The organism is Deinococcus cellulosilyticus NBRC 106333 = KACC 11606 (genome assembly GCF_007990775.1).
In the GTDB taxonomy this organism is placed as follows: domain Bacteria; phylum Deinococcota; class Deinococci; order Deinococcales; family Deinococcaceae; genus Deinococcus_C; species Deinococcus_C cellulosilyticus.
The window spans coordinates 14,024-33,085 of sequence record NZ_BJXB01000038.1 but is presented as its reverse complement, the minus strand read 5'-3'; the positions used below and the strand labels follow the sequence as shown (position 1 = coordinate 33,085).

22 protein-coding genes and 1 tRNA gene are annotated in these 19,062 nt (G+C 56.6%); 13 read left to right on the top strand and 10 right to left on the bottom strand.

Features of this window, described 5'->3' with window-relative positions; genetic code table 11:
* Positions 1-23: 23 nt before the first annotated feature.
* The 6 genes from DC3_RS25715 to DC3_RS25690 all read left to right on the top strand — a co-directional run bounded on the left by DC3_RS25715 (position 24) and on the right by DC3_RS25690 (position 5,460).
* Positions 24-467 (top strand): pilus assembly FimT family protein, encoded by a 444-nt coding sequence (locus tag DC3_RS25715; protein ID WP_146890451.1) that lies wholly within the window; start codon positions 24-26, stop codon positions 465-467.
* Positions 464-889 (top strand): type II secretion system protein, encoded by a 426-nt coding sequence (locus DC3_RS25710; protein ID WP_146890448.1) that lies wholly within the window; start codon positions 464-466, stop codon positions 887-889. The genes DC3_RS25715 and DC3_RS25710 overlap by 4 nt, the downstream gene beginning before the upstream one ends.
* Positions 889-1,728: a type II secretion system protein gene (locus tag DC3_RS25705; RefSeq protein ID WP_146890445.1), complete on the top strand. Its 840-nt coding sequence runs from the start codon at positions 889-891 to the stop codon at positions 1,726-1,728. Before DC3_RS25710 ends, DC3_RS25705 begins: the two co-directional genes overlap by 1 nt.
* Positions 1,725-3,623, top strand: a complete 1,899-nt coding sequence (locus DC3_RS25700; protein WP_146890442.1) for a DUF4900 domain-containing protein — start codon at positions 1,725-1,727, stop codon at positions 3,621-3,623. The genes DC3_RS25705 and DC3_RS25700 overlap by 4 nt, the downstream gene beginning before the upstream one ends.
* 200 nt (positions 3,624-3,823) lie before the next feature.
* Complete coding sequence (locus DC3_RS25695) at positions 3,824-4,735, top strand: hypothetical protein (RefSeq protein WP_146890439.1); 912 nt, start codon at positions 3,824-3,826, stop codon at positions 4,733-4,735.
* 68 nt (positions 4,736-4,803) lie between these two features.
* Complete coding sequence (locus DC3_RS25690; protein WP_146890436.1) at positions 4,804-5,460, top strand: outer membrane lipoprotein carrier protein LolA; 657 nt, start codon at positions 4,804-4,806, stop codon at positions 5,458-5,460.
* 141 nt (positions 5,461-5,601) lie between these two features.
* On the opposite strand, the gene DC3_RS25685 is transcribed toward DC3_RS25690, so the two are convergent.
* The 3 genes from DC3_RS25685 to DC3_RS30055 form a co-directional block, all read right to left on the bottom strand.
* Positions 5,602-5,949, bottom strand: coding sequence for an arsenate reductase family protein (locus tag DC3_RS25685; RefSeq protein WP_246130815.1), 348 nt, complete (start codon positions 5,947-5,949; stop codon positions 5,602-5,604).
* Between the two features lie 112 nt (positions 5,950-6,061).
* Complete coding sequence (locus tag DC3_RS25680) at positions 6,062-6,370, bottom strand: hypothetical protein (RefSeq protein WP_146890433.1); 309 nt, start codon at positions 6,368-6,370, stop codon at positions 6,062-6,064.
* A 171-nt stretch (positions 6,371-6,541) separates the two neighbouring features.
* Positions 6,542-6,673 (bottom strand): hypothetical protein, encoded by a 132-nt coding sequence (locus DC3_RS30055; RefSeq protein WP_281292601.1) that lies wholly within the window; start codon positions 6,671-6,673, stop codon positions 6,542-6,544.
* A gap of 324 nt (positions 6,674-6,997) precedes the next feature.
* Here DC3_RS30055 and DC3_RS25675 point away from each other — a divergent pair.
* Positions 6,998-7,073: transfer RNA gene (locus tag DC3_RS25675), tRNA-Lys, on the top strand.
* Positions 7,074-7,182: 109 nt separating this feature from the next.
* Here the strand turns inward: DC3_RS25675 and DC3_RS25670 are convergent.
* The 3 genes from DC3_RS25670 to DC3_RS29390 are packed head-to-tail and all read right to left on the bottom strand — an operon-like array spanning position 7,183 to position 8,870.
* Positions 7,183-8,118, bottom strand: coding sequence for a leishmanolysin-related zinc metalloendopeptidase (locus tag DC3_RS25670; protein WP_146890430.1), 936 nt, complete (start codon positions 8,116-8,118; stop codon positions 7,183-7,185).
* Positions 8,085-8,690 carry a hypothetical protein gene (locus tag DC3_RS25665; protein ID WP_146890426.1) on the bottom strand — a complete coding sequence of 202 codons (606 nt, stop codon included), beginning with the start codon at positions 8,688-8,690 and terminating at the stop codon, positions 8,085-8,087. Before DC3_RS25665 ends, DC3_RS25670 begins: the two co-directional genes overlap by 34 nt.
* A gap of 21 nt (positions 8,691-8,711) precedes the next feature.
* Positions 8,712-8,870: a hypothetical protein gene (locus DC3_RS29390; protein ID WP_186816270.1), complete on the bottom strand. Its 159-nt coding sequence runs from the start codon at positions 8,868-8,870 to the stop codon at positions 8,712-8,714.
* A gap of 164 nt (positions 8,871-9,034) precedes the next feature.
* On the opposite strand from DC3_RS29390, the gene DC3_RS25660 reads away from it, so the two are divergent.
* The 5 genes from DC3_RS25660 to DC3_RS25640 all read left to right on the top strand — a co-directional run bounded on the left by DC3_RS25660 (position 9,035) and on the right by DC3_RS25640 (position 13,398).
* Positions 9,035-10,657 carry a tetratricopeptide repeat-containing diguanylate cyclase gene (locus tag DC3_RS25660; RefSeq protein ID WP_146890423.1) on the top strand — a complete coding sequence of 541 codons (1,623 nt, stop codon included), beginning with the start codon at positions 9,035-9,037 and terminating at the stop codon, positions 10,655-10,657.
* 71 nt (positions 10,658-10,728) lie between these two features.
* The gene (locus DC3_RS25655; protein ID WP_146890420.1) at positions 10,729-11,661 is read left to right on the top strand and encodes a GNAT family N-acetyltransferase; all 933 of its coding nucleotides are present in this window, start codon (positions 10,729-10,731) and stop codon (positions 11,659-11,661) included.
* Positions 11,662-11,710: 49 nt separating this feature from the next.
* On the top strand, positions 11,711-12,058 hold the full coding sequence (locus tag DC3_RS25650; protein WP_146890417.1) for a guanyl-specific ribonuclease: 348 nt from the start codon (positions 11,711-11,713) through the stop codon (positions 12,056-12,058).
* A complete protein-coding gene (locus DC3_RS25645) occupies positions 12,055-12,444 on the top strand; it encodes a barstar family protein (RefSeq protein WP_146890415.1) in 390 nt (129 codons plus the stop codon). Before DC3_RS25650 ends, DC3_RS25645 begins: the two co-directional genes overlap by 4 nt.
* Before the next feature lie 426 nt (positions 12,445-12,870).
* Positions 12,871-13,398: a hypothetical protein gene (locus DC3_RS25640; RefSeq protein WP_146890412.1), complete on the top strand. Its 528-nt coding sequence runs from the start codon at positions 12,871-12,873 to the stop codon at positions 13,396-13,398.
* Between the two features lie 118 nt (positions 13,399-13,516).
* On the opposite strand, the gene ilvD is transcribed toward DC3_RS25640, so the two are convergent.
* From ilvD to DC3_RS25620, 4 genes are all read right to left on the bottom strand, one after another.
* Complete coding sequence (gene ilvD, locus DC3_RS25635) at positions 13,517-15,193, bottom strand: dihydroxy-acid dehydratase (RefSeq protein ID WP_146890410.1); 1,677 nt, start codon at positions 15,191-15,193, stop codon at positions 13,517-13,519.
* 196 nt (positions 15,194-15,389) lie between these two features.
* A complete protein-coding gene (locus tag DC3_RS25630; protein ID WP_146890407.1) occupies positions 15,390-15,680 on the bottom strand; it encodes an antibiotic biosynthesis monooxygenase family protein in 291 nt (96 codons plus the stop codon).
* Positions 15,681-15,754: 74 nt separating this feature from the next.
* The gene (locus DC3_RS25625) at positions 15,755-17,296 is read right to left on the bottom strand and encodes a 2-isopropylmalate synthase (RefSeq protein ID WP_146890405.1); all 1,542 of its coding nucleotides are present in this window, start codon (positions 17,294-17,296) and stop codon (positions 15,755-15,757) included.
* 250 nt (positions 17,297-17,546) lie between these two features.
* Complete coding sequence (locus tag DC3_RS25620) at positions 17,547-18,440, bottom strand: hypothetical protein (RefSeq protein ID WP_146890402.1); 894 nt, start codon at positions 18,438-18,440, stop codon at positions 17,547-17,549.
* Positions 18,441-18,669: 229 nt separating this feature from the next.
* Here DC3_RS25620 and DC3_RS25615 point away from each other — a divergent pair, with 229 nt between their 5' ends.
* Positions 18,670-19,062: a hypothetical protein gene (locus DC3_RS25615; protein ID WP_146890400.1), complete on the top strand. Its 393-nt coding sequence runs from the start codon at positions 18,670-18,672 to the stop codon at positions 19,060-19,062.

Sequence of the window (19,062 nt, the reverse complement as noted above, 5' to 3'; positions counted from 1 at the left end):
TTGCTGCCCCTTTAAGGAGACACATGCATACAGGCAGAACAATCCAGATGCATCAACAAGGCTACACCTTGCTGGAAATGCTGGTGGTGGTGGCCCTGGTGTCGATTGTGCTTGCCATTGGAGTGAGCAGTTATTCTGGCCTCACCCAGCGGGTCACGGCACAGAACCAGGCCGAGCAGTTCCGGGGTTTGATTCGGGACGGGGCAACGCTTGCCGCCAGCCGCAGCCTGAACCTGACCCTCAATGTGGCCAGTGGAACAGCAAGCCTGAAAAATGGCACCACCACCCTGCGCAGTGCGCGTGTGAACAGCATCTCCACTGGGCTGACCAGTGCGCAGACCATTGCTTTTGACAACACAGGGCGTGTGGTTCTGCCAGGTTCGACTTCATCCCTGACCGTCACGGTGAATGGCAGAAATCGGGTGTTGCAGGTGAGTGGTATCGGGCAGACGAGGTGGCAGCAATGAAACCGATGAAACCTGCGGCATTGAAACCTGCAACCCTTGGGTTCACGGTGGTGGAAGTCCTGTGTGCACTGATGCTGTTGATGGTCCTCATCACCGCGACCACCAACATGGCTCTGGGCAGTTACAAGAGTGACCAGGAAGTGCAGAAACGCAACCAGATCACCCAGATCATGATGGGGCTTGGAAGGCGTCTGGTGTCGGGAGACACCCAGGTGATTCCGGCCACTGGAACCACCAGCCGCAGTTTTTCATCTGCCCAGCTGGGAAGCCTCGGATTCGCAAACACCACGGATGTGACCGCCACGGTGACCTCCCAGAGCACCATCAATTACAGTGGCAGTGCCTTTTCGCAGTATCAGCTTCAGGTGTGCTGGAAGACCACCTGTGTGAAGAGCAGTGTGGCTGCTCCAGGGGGCATCTGATGCAGCAGCGCAGGTCCGGTTTCACCCTGCTGGAGATCCTGATTGCCCTTGGGATTGTGGGGGTCCTCTTGACCCTGCTGATGAAGTTCACGGTCAGTGTGAACGGCACCTCACAGGACCTGCAAGACCGCATCACGGTCACCGACGCGACCCGCAGGCTGTCTGAACTGGTGACCCAGGAATTGCGTTCCACAGCTTTTGGTGTGGTGGCCAGTCAGCCTTATGCCCCTGCAAGCAACCAGATCAGTGTGCTGCGTCCTGTACCAGGGTCTGGAAATGCTGTGGTGGGGATTGGTGTGGTTCCAGCCACAGGTTTTGAGACCTCCACCAGCATCACCACCTTCACAGGCAACCTGGCCTCTGTTCCTGCTGGAACTTACATGGTGTTGCTCAGTGGCCCCGCAGCACGTCTGCTCAGGACCACAGCGGCCACCACAGCAGGAACCACCCAGGTGTTCAGCCATGGCAGTTGCCAGAACGTGCTGGGAGCCACCTCGGCCACAGTCAGCCTGGTGACCCCCATTGGGTACCGGTACGATGCCGCAGGCAGGGTGCTGTACGAGAAGCGCGGCAGCAGTGCAGAAACCATCATGGCCTGGAACGTTTCGCAGTTTTCCCTCGCTTACACTTATGTGAACACCTCCACCTCTGCTGAGACCACCTCCAGCACCTTCAGTGGGATCACCACTGGCTCGGGTTCATTCCAGTCGGTTCTGCGCAGAATCACCCTGACGGTGGGCATGGAAGAAGACGGCAAATCGCAGGTTCTGACCAACACCATCAACCTCACCTCACCCATTGGTCTGAACATCACCAATTACACGGAGTGCACAACATGAATTCATCCCGCTTTTTGAAGCAGCAGGGATTTGCCCTGCTGTCCGTGATTCTGCTCATGGTGCTGGTGCTGAGCTTCATCAGTTTGCTGGCCACCCGTTCCGTGCAGCAGATCCAGGCTTCTGGAGATTCTGTGGGGCTGACTGCCGCCACCCTGGCTTCCTACAGTGGGCAGAATGTGGTGACCGCTGCACTGCAGGGTCCCATCCGGGGTGACCTCACCCAGACGGTCATGCAGACCAGTCGCGCCACCAGCCGCTGGTCTTATGGATCAGGGACAGGTGTGGTTCCCGATCCTGCATCGGTGGACAGTGATCTTGCCGTGGTGGAGGGTGTCCTGCAGCAATCAGCAGACAGAATGTTCTGCAACAGTCCGGTGAACCTGAGCGATCAGGGTTCAGCCACAGTGCGGGTGTATTTCACCGGCACGGCTTGTGGAACCGCTCTCCCTGCAGGAACCAGCCTGCCCCCCAGCCGCTACGTGGATGGTGCACCGCGCAGTGGGGCAGGGACAGTGGCCAGCCAGACTTATGGGGTGCCCTATCTGGTGGTGGTCACGGGGACAAAAGGCAAGTCACAGCGCATGACCACCTTGCTGGGCGAATACCAGTTCCAGCTGGGGCGCAGTTCCTTTGCACGCTATGGCCTTTTCACCAACATTCACACCAGCAAGGCGGGCAGCAATGTGGTGTTCACCAGCAACATTCTGTATGACGGGCCAGTGCACACCAACGGAAAATTCAACTTTTCCACCGGGACCCCTTACTTTGGTTCTTATGTGACCTCTGTGGGATGCAATGATGTCACCTGCACCAGCAAGACCCCGAGTGTGCTGGTGGCTTCTGGAACCAGCACCATCACCCAGTCGGCTTCCACAGCGACCACGGCGTTCGCAGGAGGGGCCAACAGCCCGAACTGTGTTCAGCGTTCAGTGTGCCCTGAACTGGTGAAAGGCATCGATTTCAACGCCTCTTACATTCCGATGCCCACCAACAGCCAGAACCAGCAGGCTGCAGCCCAGGCTGCGGGTCTGGTGTTCACCGAGAGCATGACCCTGAGAATGTGGGCTGCAGATGCCAATGGCAATGTTCCAGCAGCAGGCACGCCAGCCACGGCCCAGTACATTCAGGCCTGCCGCACGGCCAACACGGCCAGTTGCCAGACCTGGCGGATCACCATGGTCAACGGTCAGATGGTCAGACAGCTGAATGTCAGCACCACCGCAACCTGGTCCACCACCAGCACAGCATGGGCGGCCCCTTCAGCCTTCAATGGTGTGATCTATGCTCCTGGGTTCAGCCGGGTGGGTGGGCTGGACCGCACAGGAACTGGTCCTGCCACTGCTCCTGCGGCCCTGGCCTCTTTCGCTCAGATCACTGTGGCTGCAGAAGGCAACATTCGCATCACCCGTGATCTGAAGTACGAGAACACCCCCTGCCCTGGTGCCCTCTCCCGCTCGGGTACTGGACAGATTCAGACGGCCAACTGCAGCAACATGGATGCACAGAACATTCTGGGCATTTACAGCCAGAGTGGTGATGTGACGGTGGGGTCCAACAGCAACTGTCTGTCCAGTCCAACCACCTGCACCACCACCCAGCGGCTGGATCATGCACCTTCTGACCTGACCGTGCAGGGCGTGCTCATGAGCAGCACAGGTGAGTTTGCTGTGGAAAGCTACGGGAGTGGAACAGACCGGGGTGCGATCAACCTGCTGGGTGGCCTGATCGAGAACTATTACGGTCCGGTGGGCACCACAGGAGGCACAGGTTACAAGCGGGCTTTCACCTACGACCAGCGTTTGCTGCAGGGCATGTCTCCACCCTTTTTCCCGACCACACCCAACGATGAGGTGACCGCCGTGTTCACCCGGGGGTATGGGATCAAAGAGCAGTAAAGTCACAGCAAAAGCACAAAGCGAAAGAGGGAAGTTTTCTTCCCTCTTTTTTCATGGCGGGTGGGATGTTTTTCTGAATGGGAAGGTGAAACTGGAGGCCATCCCCTGTTTTTTTCACCAAAAGCCGCTAAGCTCGGATTGTGTCTTTTGAACATCCCTGCTACAATGCAAGTAAGTACTTGCACTCATTTGGAGGCTTCATGCGCAAAATCCTGACCACCACCCTGCTTCTGGCCTCAACGGCAGCAGCCACCGATCTGGAAATCGGAGTGGGCCTCACCTGTGATTGTCCACACTTCCGTGCCGAAATCACCCGGTTCCAGATTGCAGACAGCACCACCCTGCTGGCCGGAGCCAGCGACCAGGCCGCCTGGCTGGGAGCAGAAACCGCTTTCGACCTTGGGGTGGCAGGCAATGTCACTGCAGCCCTGAAGGCCAGTTACACCTGGCAGCAGAAGTACCGGGTCGAGGGCAGACTCAGTGGTGTGCTGGGCAGCAAGGCCACCGTCAACGTGAATGCCCATTATGGAACCGCCTCCCTGAGCCACTTTGACCAGTTCCAGGCTTTCAGCCTGCACCCGGAGACCGACCGGGCAGGTTTTGGTGTGGAACTGGATGGCAAGTACCGTCTGGACCGCCAGTGGACCCTCACCGCAGAGGGCAGTGCAGGCATCGAAAACCACGCCCAGCTGGGAGCCTCCTTCCGTGAAGGCCAGAACGAGTACCGCATGGGAGGCCTCTGGCAAAAGACCCGCACCGGGCATGTCTTTGGAGCCACCGGAGGGGTGACCCTGCGAGATGGCAACAGCATCTTCACCCTGGATGCCCTGGCTGGCATGCGAGGGCAGTCTTTCGTGTGGGGCGGTAAAGCGACCATGTCTGCGTTTGAGGTGGAAGACTTCTTCAACAGCGATGTGAAGATCTTTGCCGCCTACGAACCCTACCGGGACGCCACTTTTGCCTTCCGTTATGGCCTGGAGACCGTCACCCCTCTGGACCATGGTCAGCTGAATTTCGGCCTGTACTTCACCGAGCAGCATTACGCCCTTCAGGCCTCCTACAAATTCACCCTGGACCCTGAGCCCGCAGAGGAGGAAACAGCTGAAGAATAGCTGAATGCGTGAATGATCGTTTACGTCCCTAAAAGACTTCTCACCTCTCAGGAAAGCAGACTAAGACCATGAAGAAAGTGCTTTTTACCGTTCTCTTGATGGGCTCCGCCGCACTGGCCCAGACGGCCGATGACATCATCGCAAAAGTGCAGGCCAACCAGAAAACCGTCAAGGACGTGACCATCCGGGTGGTGGGCAAAGCCGAACTGGATGCAGGTGCACAGAGCATCGACCTGGACATTCAGTCCATCCCCGCCTCCAACCTCACCCGCATCAGCTTCAATGCCCCCGATGCCCTGGCAGACAATGTGGTGGTGCTCGACAAAAACACCGTCTACAACTACCTTTTCCTCACCAATCAGGTGACGGTGCAGAGTGCCAAGAAAGCCCGACTGGAAGGGTTCAGCTTCGACTTCACCAAGTTCGCAGACTTCTCCACCGAGCTTGGTAAGGACAAATTCAGCCTGAAACTGATCAGCACCGACAATGCCAGAGACGGCAAAGTCTACGTGATTGAAGCCACTCCGAAAGAGCAGGACCTGGGCTTCACCAAAACCCGCGTGACCATCACCGAAAACGGCTGGCGTCCTTTAAGAATGCAGGCCCTGGACAGCAAAGGCAAACTGCTGGCAGACCTGAACTTCACCACCTGGAAAACCAACACCGGACTGAAGGCCAGCACGCTGAAAAGCCTGCCCAAAGACGCGCAGGTGATCAAGAAATAGCGGTCAGCCATCAGCCGTCAGCTTTAAGAAAAAGCAGGAGTCTGAACACTCCTGCCTTTTGTTTGGATTCAGCCATGCAGGGAAGCACTCTTTCCATAAAAAGCTTTTGCTAAAGCGGTCATTTGCTGACCGCTGATGGCTCTACTCCATCCAGCTTTTCCAGGTGACTTCATCGTGCCCGATGGTGACCTTCTGCCCGAAACGCACCAGCGGAAGAACCAGCAGGTCCGGGTTCTCCTGGATGAGTTCCAGCCACCTCTCCTCAGAGAGCTTCATGAATTCCAGGCCCTTCTTCTGGTAGGTCTTGCTGTTTCTGTCAATGAGGCCAGGCAGACCCCCTGCCTTCTGGGTGAAACGGGACAGTTCCCCTTTTGCAATGGGCCGCACATCGAGGTCCACATAATGGATTTTCACCTTGCGTTCCTTGAAGAAACGCTCGGCTTTGCGGGTGTCCTGGGATTTTTTGACGCCAAAGATCTGAACTTCCACATGCGTATTTTAGAGCACTTCACTGAGCAACAAGAGGTTGGCAGTTGAAATGGGTGGTTTTGGAATGGGAAGCGTCATTTGACGCCCCCATTCCACGGATCAACGCGGCACCTCAGGTGGCCCCGATGACAATCACAGGGAAACCATCCCCCTCCATGTCCTTCAGGCCCTGCTTGGAGAAGTAGGAGGCTTGCTGCTCCAGCACCTCGTACACCCGATGCTGGTCACTGAAGCGCAAAAACTCTTCACTGAGGCGCAGCACCACCCCCTTTGAGGGGTTCACGCTGGGATCACGCAGGGTGATGTCGATGCTGTTGTCTTCGGAAACCGATCCTGTGGCCTTGTAGGGAAAGCCTGAGCGCGTGAGGTGCTCCTGGGTGTGTGCCTGAAAATCGCTGACCATCTGTGAAGTGAATTCCATGCTTCATGCTAGGGAAATGGTCCCATCAAGTCTGTTGACTTTGAAACACAAACAGAGCCAGCAACCAGAACCACAAAAAGGCACCCCCACTGTTGCAGGTCAGCAGGGGTGGTCAGGAGAGGTACAGAAGCCTCAGGGAGGTGCAGGGTTCAGGGTGAGACTCTAAGAGGTTCAATTCCAGGACGTCAGGCGGGTTTCCTGACGGGTGTTGTGGGGGCGGGTGTAACGGTCGATCAAAAGCACGATGCCGAGGAACAGGCTTCCGCAGACCAGTCCAATTCCGAGTGAAAGTACGAACAGCATGTGTGCCTCCTTTGCATCTTGAGCAGCCCTTCATTGAGCTGTCTTAAGGTTACTCATGAACCCTGAAAGTGCACTGAAGGTGCCTGAACCTTTTCTGAGCGTCGCTGAAAAGCTTCTGATTTGTACAGGGGTTGAGGCTGAAACATGAAGCTTCACATTTTGTACTGAGTTTAATCAAATGACCTGAAGAGATTGTTCGGTAAATGAATGCGTCCAAGACGCGAAAATCAGAACATTCGTGCTTCTGGACGTGAGGGTGTTGACATCTCTCGAAATTCTGCGTATACTCTTTGTCGCTGCGCAAGAAACGGCACAGCGCGAAAAGGGTTGTTAGCTCAGTCGGTAGAGCAAGTGACTTTTAATCACTGGGTCGTAGGTTCGAGCCCTACACAACCCACCACAGAAACCCCCGGAGCAATCTGGGGGTTCTTCCTTTGGCTTGAGTCAGATTTTCCAATCACCAAAAAACCAGGGATGATCTCTCACCCCCGGCCTGAGTTTCGCTGTCCTCAGTTGTCTGGAATGACTCTGGGCCTGGTGGGAATCTCGATCAGTTCAATGTCGTGAGACTGCTGTCTGATGCCTCCAACACCGGGCAGGGTGTAAGTGTCTGCTGCGGCGAGGTTCACAGAGTACCCCAGGTCCTTCAGGGAGGCGATGGTCATGCGACTCATGGGCATGGAGCCCGCTTCTGCCCATCCGGTCATCAGTTCGGTGTCGAAGATGCTTTCACGCCAGTGGCCGCACTTGGTTCCGGCACCTCCGGTGTCTTCCACGGGAACGCTGCCTGCTCCACCCAGAGCGTTGTACTGGGCAATGGCATTGGCCTTGTTGAAGACAATGCTGGTGGAGGTCTGGCAGTCTGCCGCGTTGTAGGTCAGGAAGCCCAGGTAGTCCCACAGGGTCCCAATGCCCAGCACATGTCCCATTTCGTGCAGAATCACGTTGTACAGGATGCCGCTGGTTTCCATGTTGGACAGGTCTGCACTGTCAAATTGCATGATGCCCGAAAGAGGGAGGCTGTTGCTGTTGCGGATGAATTCAGGTCCAGCCTGCCCCAGGATTCCCCCCACACCGTCAATGGCGACGGCACTGGCCTTGATGACGAGATCGTCGTAAATGGTGCCCCCGTCATTGATGTTGGAAAGCCCGTGGGTGATCACCTGTTCCCAGCGGCTTGCGGCCTGCTCAAAGATGGCTTTCTGGCTGGTGGTGAGCAAGGTGTCTGCAGAGAAGTCCAGATCGATGTCGAAGGGATCGCTGGGCTCTTCGCTGATTGCGGTCACCAGGGAGAAACCGAAGGGGTCCTGTGCCGGGTTCTCGGCCACATCGAAGCTGATGGAGAAGGTGACGTTTTTGGTGGTTCCAGAGGGGAAACTTCCAGGGATGGTCCAGCCCTGGGTCAGCACGTTCAGGTTGAGGCCGGAGGGGGCGTCCAGCAGCATCTTGCTGGTGTCCAGGGCATCACTGTAGGTGGGTCCGGTGGGGTCAAGGTCCGCTTCGTTGTTGGCAATGTCGTAGGTGTAGAGGGGGCCTGTCGTGAGCAGGGGGCTTTGCTGGAGGCATCTGAGCCGTCGTAGTACTTCACCTTGGAGAAGGCGGTGCTGCCCACAGTGGGGGTCAGGCCGTTGTTGGTGCTGTCTGCGTCTTTGTCGTCGAGGTTCACGGTCACAAATCCCAGGTTGTTGAGGGTGCGTCCGGTGTTGTTGGTGACCTGGAAGACCGCAGCGAGATACCTCTTGCCTGTGGCTGCAATGGTGAAGGAACTGGTTCCGAGGGATTTGAAGCTCAGGCCACTGGCGATGGGAACGGGTCCCTGTTTGCTGATGCCAGGAGCAGTGTTCAGCACCCGGGCTGTGCTGACGGGTTTGCTCGCGGTGGCCCCTTCAATGCGCACTTCCACCAGGTTGGTGATGGGAGGAACCGGTTTGGTGGTTTCCGTTCTGGGCTGGGGCAACTGGCTGGTCCCGCAGGAGGCGAGCAGCAGGGTTGTGCCGATCATCAGATACTTTTTCATTTCAATCACCTTTGTTTGATTTCAGGGCTCAAATGGGAAACTGCCAACCTGTGTGGTGACATTCTGCCATTGCCCCTGGTTTTTCAGCAGGGGTTTCTGGTAGCTGGCGGAAGAGGTGGGACTTTCGATGGTTTCGTGTTCTACAGTCCCCGGGGGGTTGTCCTGATGGTTGTGCTCCATGCGCACTCCTTAAGAGGTGATTCTGTCACCGGTGCTACATCATAAATGTTAACAACTTGTTAACTTCTCTCATCTGCGTCAGGTTTGTGAAGGGCATTTTGAGCGTTTCTGCTTTCCTGTCACAGTGTGCCTGAAAACCGTGTGATACGCTGAATTTATTCTTTATGGACCTGCCTTCTGACCCTGCCTCGCACATCCCTGCCCTCCTGAGAGAGGCCCAGGAGTGGGCCTATCAGGAACCCCAGCGTGCTTTGCAGCAAGCCCAGAAAGCCTTCCAGCTCCTGTCGGTGCAGGTGCCGCTGGAGTTGCAGTTGCGTGTCCGGGAGGTGCTGATCAACTCCCTGGCCATTGTGGGGGACCAGCAGGAGGGCCTGAGGCACGCTTCGGAATTGCTGGCCCTCGCCGCCGAGGCAGGAGACCTGCCCTTGCAGGCCACCGCCAACCAGCAGATTGCCACCATGCTGGCGACCTCTGGACAGTATGAGCAGAGCCTCCCGTACTTCCAGGCTGCCCGCACCCTCAGCGAGGGCACCAGTCCGGGGCAGTACGCCACTGCGACCCTCAACCTGGCAGACACCCTGGAGAAACTGGGCCGTCTGCAGGATGCCCGCCAGGTCTATCAGGGGGTGCTTTCCCTCTCCACCGTGGATGAGGAGGTGGAGGTGGTGCAGGCTTATGCCAGCCTCAGCCTGGTGGGCCTGAAAGTGCTTGAATTTGAGCTGGGCCAGCTGGAGGTCAGGGGTTTGCAGGAGGAGCCTGCTGTTCTGGTCGGAGTGGTGGAGGCGGCCCGAAAGGCCCGTGACCGTTTTCTGGAGCTCTATGCCCATGCCCTGCTGACCCGCCTGCAGGTGCATCTGGGACACCTGTCAGAAGCAGAGCGTGCTTTTGAAGAGGCCTGGAAGATTGCAGAAGACCTGAACCAGCCCAGAGCGTGGGCCTGTGCCTGTGAAGCGCGGGCTTACCTCTACTGCCTGCAAGATGACCACCCGGAGGCCATGGGGTCCTTTGAGGAGGCTGCCGCCCATCTGGAATCTGTGGCAAGCAGTGGGGAGTTGCTGCAGTTGCTGAATTCCTATGTGCGGTACCTGCGGTTCTGGAAAAAGTTCGAGAAGGCTTTCGAGGTGCTCTGGAAACTGCACATCCTGGACCGTGCCGTACGCACAGACGGGGTGATCCTGCAGGCGCAACTCGTCACCCTGCAAATGCAAATTGAACTGGCCCGCAAGGAAAACGAGCTGCATGTGTTGCACGTGCAGGAACTGCAACACCTTCAGCAGCAGCTGCAGGAGCAGAACCAGCTTCTGGAGCGCCTCTCCCGCATGGATGAACTCACCGGGGTGTACAACCGCCGCCATGCCGTGCACCTGCTCCGTGAACTCGGGGCAGGTCCGGGGTGTGTGCTGCTGCTTTTCGATGTGGACCACTTCAAGCGGGTCAACGACAGTTACGGGCACAGCATGGGGGACACGGTGCTCAGGGGCATCACCAGTGTGGTTCAGGCTTTTCTGGGAGATCAGGACGTGTTTGGCCGTCTGGGAGGGGAGGAGTTCGTGGTGGCCCTGGCAGGCCGCACGGTGGCAGAAGGGGAGAGGGTGGCGCTGCAGATTTGTGAGGCAGTGGCTGCCTCTGTCTGGCATGGAATTCCAGGTCATCAGGTGACGCTTTCCATCGGGGTGGCCCCGTTTGTTTCTGGCACGCTGGAAGCTGCCCTGCACCTTGCAGATGAGGCCCTCTATGCTGCCAAGGCCAGAGGCCGCAATTGCGTTGTGGTCGTGCACACCGCCTAGGCTTCCGGGCTGAGTGGGGTTTAAGCCATCAGACGGATCTGGGATGGATCTGGCTTCTTTAAGCTTGCACCATGAAGATCTCTGCCCTCACCCCAGACCTGTTTCCTGCAGCTGCACGCATGCTCTCTTTGCAGCACCAGAAGCCTGAAGACCTGCTGCTCTCTGCCCTGAGAGGTTTTGACCGTCCAGGGATGTCTGGCGTGGTGGCGCACGAGGGAGACCAGTTGCTGGGTTTTCTGCTGGGTCAGGCCAGCATGCACCCGTTTTATGGACGCAGTGTGCGGGTGCCTTTGCTGGGTCAGGCCGTTTCCTCAGAGCACCCTGACCTGCTGGCAAACCTGTATGCGGCCCTGGGAGAACAGTGGCTTTTGAAGGGGAACTTCCTGCATCAGGTGATGGTTCCAGTTGCACACACCCAGACCCAGCAGGCGTGGTTCAGGCTGGGATTTGGTGTGGAACAGGTGCATGGGGAACTTGACCTCACCGACCTGCAAGGGAAGCTTTCTCCCCAGGTCAGACGGGCAACCCTGGCCGATCTGGACCAGCTTGCCGATCTGGTGGCGGTGATTGGACGGCATTACGTGCATGCTCCGGTGTTCGAGCCCTTCTACCCTGAGCAGCCTGCAGACCTGCTGGAGGGGTATGCCGAGGTCTTGCAGGAGACGGACTGGACGCTCTGGCTTTATGAAGAGGAAAGGCAGGTGCTGGCCTTCCAGCTGCATGCTCCTCTGAAAGCAACCTGGGAGGTGCCTGAGCACACAGCAGAACTCAAGACTGCCGCCACCCTGCCTGCTGCGAGGGGCAGAGGATTGCAAAAAACACTTCTGAGGCATGCCCTGCTGGACCTCAAAGTCCATGGGGTCCAGCAGCTCAGGGCAGACTGGAGGGGCACCAACCTGCAATCTGCACGGGCATGGAGGGGGCTGGGGTTTCAGGAGACGGTCTTCCGGCTGTCCCGCAGGCTCCCGGCAGACCTGGGTTGGGCCAGAGGAGCAGCTGAATAGCAGCTGATCCTGGCTCCCATCGGCAGAGAACTTGGTATAAGCTGGATTCATGAACTTCAAGCAGTGGTGGCTCCCTGTGGTTCTGGTCGTTGCTGTGTCCACTCCGGGTGCAGCAAAGGACCTGCCCACGGTGCGCCTCCAGAAACTGCCTGTTGAAGCCCGAACCACTTACCAGCTGATCCTGAAGGGCGGCCCCTTTCCCTACGCGAAAGACGGCTCGGTGTTTCAGAACCGGGAAAAGCTGCTTCCCATCAAACCGAGGAACCACTATCGGGAGTACACCGTCCCGACGCCAGGTGTGAACACCCGGGGGGCCAGACGCATCATCTGTGGTCCTGTGATGGACTGCTTCTACACCAGCGACCATTACCGTTCATTCCGGAGGATTGTGAAATGACTGACCTCAGCCTGAATACCCTGGAAGATTGCGGCATCCTGCCCCTCGACACCGACGAGGCAACCCTGCGTGCAGAAGCCCTTTCGCATGGTTACACCTTCATGTGCGTGGACCTCAGCGTGGTGGCCAACCGCCAGGACCTTCTGGAGGCCTTCGCAGAGGACCTGAATTTCCCCGAGTACTTTGGTCAGAACTGGGACGCCCTTTCAGACTGCCTGATGGATTTCTCCTGGCAGGAAGCCGAGGGGTACGTTCTGGTCCTCGAAGGTACCCGCCAGCTGTCTGTGGCTCTGGAAGATGAATACGACACCCTGATGGAAATTCTGGAAGAGACGGTGAAGTTCTGGCAGGAGCAGGATGTGCCCTTCTGGGTCTTCATGACCTGAGCCAGAGGATTCCGCGGTACATCTGAGGCAGATGCTTTGCGTCTGCCCTGGTCCAATGGATCTTGATTGGAAACATCAGTTTTGTAAAGTGATTGTTTGAATTGAAGTTGCAATTTCGATACAAATGCCTGATTTTCTTTGAAAGTTCGGCAAACAATCAAATAAATCTCAGGTTGTTCTTTAAGGATTTTGTAAGATCTACAGTTTACGTAAAACTGCTTTCAAAGTGCTTCAACCTCAATTGGAAAATCAGGATTTGATTTGTGTACACACCTGACTGGAACATCTGGTTTCTGATGCAAGTGATTTTTCGCTTTCAATTCTCTGAAAGACAAAGTGCGAAAGTTTCAGAAAAGTTTTCAGGACTGCGCCACCCCATGAGAAGCGTAAGAAGATTTTTCCTACCCTGAGGCACAGGAGGGAAAAATGGCCACTTTGACTGAAATGTTCTCCCAGAGCGTTCAGGTGATTCGCGTCCCCACCGAAACCAACTTCAACCGCTTCGAAGACGAAGGCAATTTTGCCAGTGCGATGGTCTTCATGGGTGGGGCCATGCTGGCCTTCACGGCGGCAGGATTTTACTTTTCTGGAAGCACAGGAGCCGTCCAGCACCTGCTCATTGCGCTGGTGTACTATTTCGGGTTCTGGGGCCTTGCATTCCTGCTGGGCCGCCCAATGGGCGGAGAAGCCACCTGGCACGAACTCGCCTACACCCACGCCCTCTTCATGGCCCCGATGCTGCTGGGCTTCACCATCTCCAGTGTCGCCTTCTTCTCCTTCGGTTACCTCCAGGTGGCCAGCATGTACTTGACCTTCGTGTTTCTGGGGATCTCTCTGTACTATTCGGTGCGCTGCATTCAGGGCACCATGAATTTCTACGATCCCGTCAAAGTGCTGGCCCTGATCGCTGGTCTGCTGATCACCAGCGTTGTGGTGTACCAGTTGTACGTCTGACCCTCACCAGGAAGTTTGGCCCTCTCCCGACTGGGAGAGGGCTTTTTGCTGCAAAGGCCCACAAAAAATCCTCTCCCGGCCGGGAGAGGATTTTGAAGCGAGGTGAGGGGTGTGAGGTTTAATCGACGAGTACGGCACCCTGAGATCCACTGGTGACCAGTTTGGCGTAACGCTTCAGCCACTTGCCAGGGATCTCCTTGATGACGGGTTTCCAGTCCTTCTTGCGGGCTTCGAGCTCTTCGGCACTCACCAGCACGTCCAGCGTTCCAGCATCCATGTCCACTTTGATGCGGTCCCCATCCCGCACAAAGGCAATGGGGCCACCTGCTGCAGCTTCAGGAGAGATGTGCCCGATGGACCCCCCACGGGTGGCCCCGGAGAAGCGACCATCGGTGAGGAGCAGCACGGTCTCACCGAGTCCCATGCCCTGGATGTTGGCGGTGGGGGAGAGCATTTCCTGCATGCCGGGACCCCCTTTGGGGCCTTCGTAGCGGATGACCACCACATGACCACTCTTGACCTTGCCGCCCAGGATGCCTTCGTTGGCGTCTTCCATGCTGTCATAGCAGATGGCTTCTCCTTCGAACTGGCGCATGCTGGGCACCACCCCGGCGTATTTCACCACACCACCCTCAGGTGCAAGGTTTCCGAACAGCATGCGCAGGCCCCCGGTCTTGCTGTAGGCGTTCTCCAGCGGACGCACCACTTCACCATCGGGCTCGGCAGCGTCTTTGACGTTCTCTTCGAGGGTGTTTCCGGTGACGGTGATGCAGTCTCTGTGCAGCATGTCGTGCTTGAAGAGCTCTTTCAGGATGACAGAGACACCGCCCACTTCATCCAGATCCTGGATGTGGTAATTGCTGCTCGGAGCAATTTTGCACAGGTTTGCGACCCGGTTGGAAACCTCGTTCAGGCGAGAGAGGGGGTACTCCACACCCACTTCGTGGGCAATGGCAATGGTGTGCAGAATGGTGTTGGTGCTGCCGCCCATGGCCATGTCGAGGGCAAAGGCGTTGTCCAGGGATTTCTGGGTCACGATGTCGGTGGGTTTGATGTTGCGCTCCAGCAAAACCATCACCTGACGGGCGGCCTGCTCTGCGAGGGCCTGGCGGCGACCGTTGGGGTCCACAGCAGGAATGGTTCCGTTGCCGGGCAACGCCATCCCGAGGGCTTCACACAGGCAGTTCATGCTGTTCGCGGTGAACATCCCAGAGCAGCTTCCGCAGGTGGGGCAGGCTTCCTGCTCGTACTCGGTGAGCTCTTCACCGGTCATCTTGCCCGCTTTGTAGGACCCCACAGCCTCGAACACACTGGCGAGGTCAATGCGCTTGCCAGACTTGGTCAGGCCGCGCATCATGGGACCACCAGAGATGAAAATGGTGGGGATGTCGCAACGCATGGCCCCCATCAGCATGCCAGGCACGATCTTGTCGCAGTTGGGAATGCAGATCATGGCATCGAACTGGTGGGCCTGCACCACGGTTTCCACGGCGTCCGCGATCAGTTCACGGGAGGGCAGAGAGTACTTCATGCCACTGTGACCCATGGCGATGCCGTCATCCACACCGATGGTGTTGAACTCGAAGGGGATGCCGCCTGCTGCACGGACAGCTTCCTTGACGACCCGTCCGAACTCCTGCAGGTGGACGTGACCGGGGATGATGTCGATGTAACTGTTGCAGATGGCGATGAAGGGCTTGTCGAAATCGCTGTCCCGCTTGATGACGCCCGTGGCGCGCAGGAGGCTGCGGTGGGGGGCACGCTCGAATCCCGATTTGATGGTGTTGCTACGCATAACCAGACCTCTCCTTGTAAGTGTCTATTTTACGTTTTGTGGTTTTCTGAATTGTGCTTTTGACCTAGAGCGGTTCAGAAGGCAGAAGGCATTTGTGACCACCCAATGTAAGGGCAAGCGGGCAGAGGGACCAAGATGCGGTCCCTCGTTTTGCAAAAGACGGCGTGCCTCGCCCTTTTTGGACGGAATCCTGAACTCAAAACACCCTGCTGTAATGCTCCACTGTGGGAAAGGGATCATAAAAATGGTGCAGCAGCTTTCGCCATTCCTGATATTCAGGGCTGCCTCGAAAACCCACGGTGTGGTCTTCAAGGGTTTCCCACCTGACCAGCAGAATGTACTGGTTTTCTTTCTCCAGGCATTTTTGCAACTCATGCCCCAGATAACCTTTCATGCTGGAAATGATCTTCTGGGCTTGCTGGAATGCTGCTTCAAAAGGCTGGGTCTGTCCTGGCAACACGTTCAGCACTGCAACTTCAAGGATCAAAGTCTCTCCTTTTCCAAAAAGAGCGCGGAAATTCCGCGCTCTGCTGATGGCTGAAAGCTGACCGCTGAAGGCTTTTACAGGCTCTCGGCGGCGTCGGTGGCGACCTTGGTTTTGCCCATGCCTGCCACGATCTGGTTGATCACGCGAATCCAGGCCCGGGCGGAGGCTTCCACCACGTCGGTGGCAACGCCCTGTCCGGTGATGTGCATGTTCTGGTAACGGGCAGTGATGGAGACCTCGCCCAGCGCTTCAGAACCGCGTGTAACGGCCTGAATGCGGTAAGTGTCCAGTTCAGGGGTGATGCCGGTGATCTGGCTGATGGCGGTGAAGGCAGCGGCCACAGGTCCATCTCCGTGGGCGGTGGCTTCCACGCTGCCTTCGGGTGTGGCAAGGCGAATGAAGGCCACAGGGGTGATGTTCAGGCCCGAGGTGATCTGGAATCCTTCGAGGGTGAAGGTCTGGGGCACGTCGGTGCGGGACTCCACGAGGGCACGCAGGTCATCGGCGTAAATCTGGCCTTTGCGGTCTGCAAGGTCCTTGAAGCGGGCAAACAGCGCGTTGATCTTCTCGTCGCTGAATTCGTACCCGAGGTCGGAGAGGGCTTTTCTGAAGGCGGCGCGTCCAGAGTGCTTGCCCATCACCATCACGGCGGCTTCGCGGCCCACGAGTTCGGCGTTCATGATCTCATAGGTGTCCTTGTGCTTCAGCACACCGTCCTGGTGAATGCCAGATTCGTGGGCGAAGGCATTGTCCCCGACAATGGCCTTGTTGGGCTGCACGGGCATGCCAGTCAGGCGGGACACAAGACGGGAGGCGCGGTACAGTTCGCGGGTGTTGATGCGGGTTTCGGCGTGGTACCAGTCCTTGCGGGTGTGGATCGCCATCACCACTTCTTCGAGGGAGGTGTTTCCGGCCCGTTCCCCGATGCCGTTGATGGTGCATTCGATCTGGGTGGCTCCGTTTTCCACGGCGGCGAGGCTCAGGGCGGTGGCCATCCCGAGGTCATCGTGGCAGTGGGTGGAGATGGCGACATTGCGCCCCGCGACCACATCGTCATGAATGGTGCGGATGATGCGTCCGTACTCGTTGGGGGCACCGTAACCCACAGTGTCAGGGATGTTGATGGTGGTGGCCCCGGCCTCAATGGCAGCAGCGTAAAGCTGAAACACGAATTCGGGATCGGCACGCATCACGTCCTGGGCACTGAATTCCACATCGTCGGTGAACTGCAGGGCGAACTGGATCATTTCCCTGCTGAGGTCCAGGATCTGCTCGGGGGTTTTCTTGAGCATCTTCTCAAGGTGGATTTTGGAGGCAGAGGTGAAGACGTGAATTCTGCGCTTCTCGGCGGGCTCCAGGGCCATGGCTGCGCGTTCAATGTCGGCTTTGTTCAGGCGGGCCAGCGAGCAGATCACAGGTCCGTGCACTTCCTGGGCGATGCGCTGGATGCACTCGAAGTCCCCGGGGGAGGAGATGGCAAATCCAGCTTCGATGATGTCCACACCCAGACGGGCCAGCTGGTGGGCAATTTCAAGTTTCTGCGCGTGGTTGAGGGCCACGCCGGGAGATTGTTCGCCGTCACGGAGGGTGGTGTCAAAAATCTTGATGTGTCTCATCGCTGTTCTCCTTAAGAGGTGTGGGAAACGAAAACCCCCGAGGGCCTGTGCACGGCTGCCTCGGGGGTCGGGGTTTTAGGGGTACAGGGAAACCTGCGCTACACTCCCGCCGAGTCAGCGATCAAAGGTAGTAGGCTTCCGAAGTTCTGCATTAAAGCCATGGTAACTGCCTGATGTCATCGGGTCAAGCTCTGTGGCAGGAATGTCTGGAGGTTTGTATATATCGGGTTTCTGCACCCAGCGTGGGTTCTTATTTCAGGGCATATTCCTGAAGGGTGCCGTCATCAAACGAGACCGCAAAGGAGGTGTCACTCAGCTTGAAGACATTCGTGATCATCTTGCTGAAGGTTTTGTCTTTGTAGATCGGGGTCACCTGGTCCTTCTGGGGATCGAACATCACCACTTCTGTGGACTTCCACTGAATGGTATGACCGGGCATTTTGAGGGAAGCGTTGGGTCCAGAGGACTTCAGACGCTGGTCCAGTTTTCTGGTGTTGTCTGTGACATGGTACAGGTCATCGAACACCAGATAGCGGTTGGGGTCCAGGATGGTGATGTCACGAACAAATTCCACCCTCAGGTCAATGTCCAGATTTTTGAGTCCCTGGTCAATGTTGCCATGCAGAATCTTGCCATCGTTGGCATAGGTGCCCCACAAAGCCACCTGCGAGGTTGAGGAATCAAAATCAATCACGTCAAAACCATCTGGGCTGAGCACTGAAAAGGCTTTTTTGTCCTCCCGGAACATCAAGAGCTCCCCTCCTCCCGAGAGGGTGACAAATCCTGGTTTCTGGGTGGTTTCAAAAATGATGTTTTTGCTGATAAAACCCATGTTGACCAGCAAGCCTTTGGACTCAAAAGAGGCCACCTTTGCCCATGAGTTTCGATCAAAGACTTCAAGGTGCCTGATGCCTCTCACAACAAGGTACTTTGAGGTGAAATCCAGAGAGAGGTTCATGGCATCTGCAGGCACCACAGGAGCTTTCTGCACCATTTTGTTGCCGAAAGTGAAAATTCCCTTCTGGTTGCCTTGCTGTCCAATGATCCAGTATTGCTTTCCGTTGAAGGTTGCATAAGTGGTTTTGAGTCCGGTCTTCAGGGTTTGTGTCAACTGATATTTCTCAGCATGAGCATGCAGGGTCATGGAAAAAGCCAGTGTGCTGAGGACAAGTAGATTGATTTTCTTAAATGAGACCATTGGGAAATAGTAAGCAATCATCGAATAAAGATCAACTGACATTTGTACATGGGTCTTTTGAGGAGGAACTTTTTTGAGGTGAAATGGTTGATTGATAAAACTTTTTGCAATGTTTCAGATCAGGGTCTAGGCAAAACCTGAAGATTATATTATGTTTTATGCATAAGGAGGAGCCATGCCTGCTGAAGATTTTCCCCGCATTTACGATCGCCTGAAAAAGATCCTGCAGAAGTACGAGGGGGTCCTGACCGAGCACCAGAGCCCCACTTTTACCCTGGACAAAGAGAGTTATGGTTTGCGTGATCCGCACAACGATGGGTCCGCAGGGTTTTTTGGTGCCACAGTGATTCAGAGCAAATATGTCAGTTTTTACCTGATGCCCGTTTATCTGGAGCCAGGCCTTTTGAAAGACATCAGCCCTGAACTGAAAAAACGCATGCAGGGGAAGAGTTGTTTCAACTTCAAGACCTACGATGAGGGGCTTTTGGATGAACTTGACCGCCTCACTGAGGTCGGTTTTGCCTATTACGAGGCGTTTCATCTGGTGCAACCTGAGCCCCAGACCTGA

Coding starts and splice junctions, on each gene's coding strand:
- DC3_RS25700 (WP_146890442.1), top strand. CDS start 1,725: ATGAATTCATCCCGCTTTTTGAAGCAGCAGGGATTTGCCCTGCTGTCC.
- DC3_RS25670 (WP_146890430.1), bottom strand. CDS start 8,118: ATGCTGCTGGACGCCCCCTCCGGCCTCAACCTGAACGTGCTGACCCAG.
- DC3_RS25665 (WP_146890426.1), bottom strand. CDS start 8,690: ATGAAAAAGTATCTGATGATCGGCACAACCCTGCTGCTCGCCTCCTGC.
- DC3_RS25690 (WP_146890436.1), top strand. CDS start 4,804: ATGAAGAAAGTGCTTTTTACCGTTCTCTTGATGGGCTCCGCCGCACTG.
- DC3_RS25620 (WP_146890402.1), bottom strand. CDS start 18,440: ATGACCCTGCATGCTCATGCTGAGAAATATCAGTTGACACAAACCCTG.
- DC3_RS25640 (WP_146890412.1), top strand. CDS start 12,871: ATGGCCACTTTGACTGAAATGTTCTCCCAGAGCGTTCAGGTGATTCGC.
- DC3_RS25680 (WP_146890433.1), bottom strand. CDS start 6,370: ATGGAATTCACTTCACAGATGGTCAGCGATTTTCAGGCACACACCCAG.
- DC3_RS30055 (WP_281292601.1), bottom strand. CDS start 6,673: ATGCTGTTCGTACTTTCACTCGGAATTGGACTGGTCTGCGGAAGCCTG.
- DC3_RS25655 (WP_146890420.1), top strand. CDS start 10,729: ATGAAGATCTCTGCCCTCACCCCAGACCTGTTTCCTGCAGCTGCACGC.
- DC3_RS25625 (WP_146890405.1), bottom strand. CDS start 17,296: ATGAGACACATCAAGATTTTTGACACCACCCTCCGTGACGGCGAACAA.
- DC3_RS25695 (WP_146890439.1), top strand. CDS start 3,824: ATGCGCAAAATCCTGACCACCACCCTGCTTCTGGCCTCAACGGCAGCA.
- DC3_RS25645 (WP_146890415.1), top strand. CDS start 12,055: ATGACTGACCTCAGCCTGAATACCCTGGAAGATTGCGGCATCCTGCCC.
- ilvD (WP_146890410.1), bottom strand. CDS start 15,193: ATGCGTAGCAACACCATCAAATCGGGATTCGAGCGTGCCCCCCACCGC.
- DC3_RS29390 (WP_186816270.1), bottom strand. CDS start 8,870: ATGGAGCACAACCATCAGGACAACCCCCCGGGGACTGTAGAACACGAA.
- DC3_RS25615 (WP_146890400.1), top strand. CDS start 18,670: ATGCCTGCTGAAGATTTTCCCCGCATTTACGATCGCCTGAAAAAGATC.
- DC3_RS25705 (WP_146890445.1), top strand. CDS start 889: ATGCAGCAGCGCAGGTCCGGTTTCACCCTGCTGGAGATCCTGATTGCC.
- DC3_RS25650 (WP_146890417.1), top strand. CDS start 11,711: ATGAACTTCAAGCAGTGGTGGCTCCCTGTGGTTCTGGTCGTTGCTGTG.
- DC3_RS25660 (WP_146890423.1), top strand. CDS start 9,035: ATGGACCTGCCTTCTGACCCTGCCTCGCACATCCCTGCCCTCCTGAGA.
- DC3_RS25710 (WP_146890448.1), top strand. CDS start 464: ATGAAACCGATGAAACCTGCGGCATTGAAACCTGCAACCCTTGGGTTC.
- DC3_RS25715 (WP_146890451.1), top strand. CDS start 24: ATGCATACAGGCAGAACAATCCAGATGCATCAACAAGGCTACACCTTG.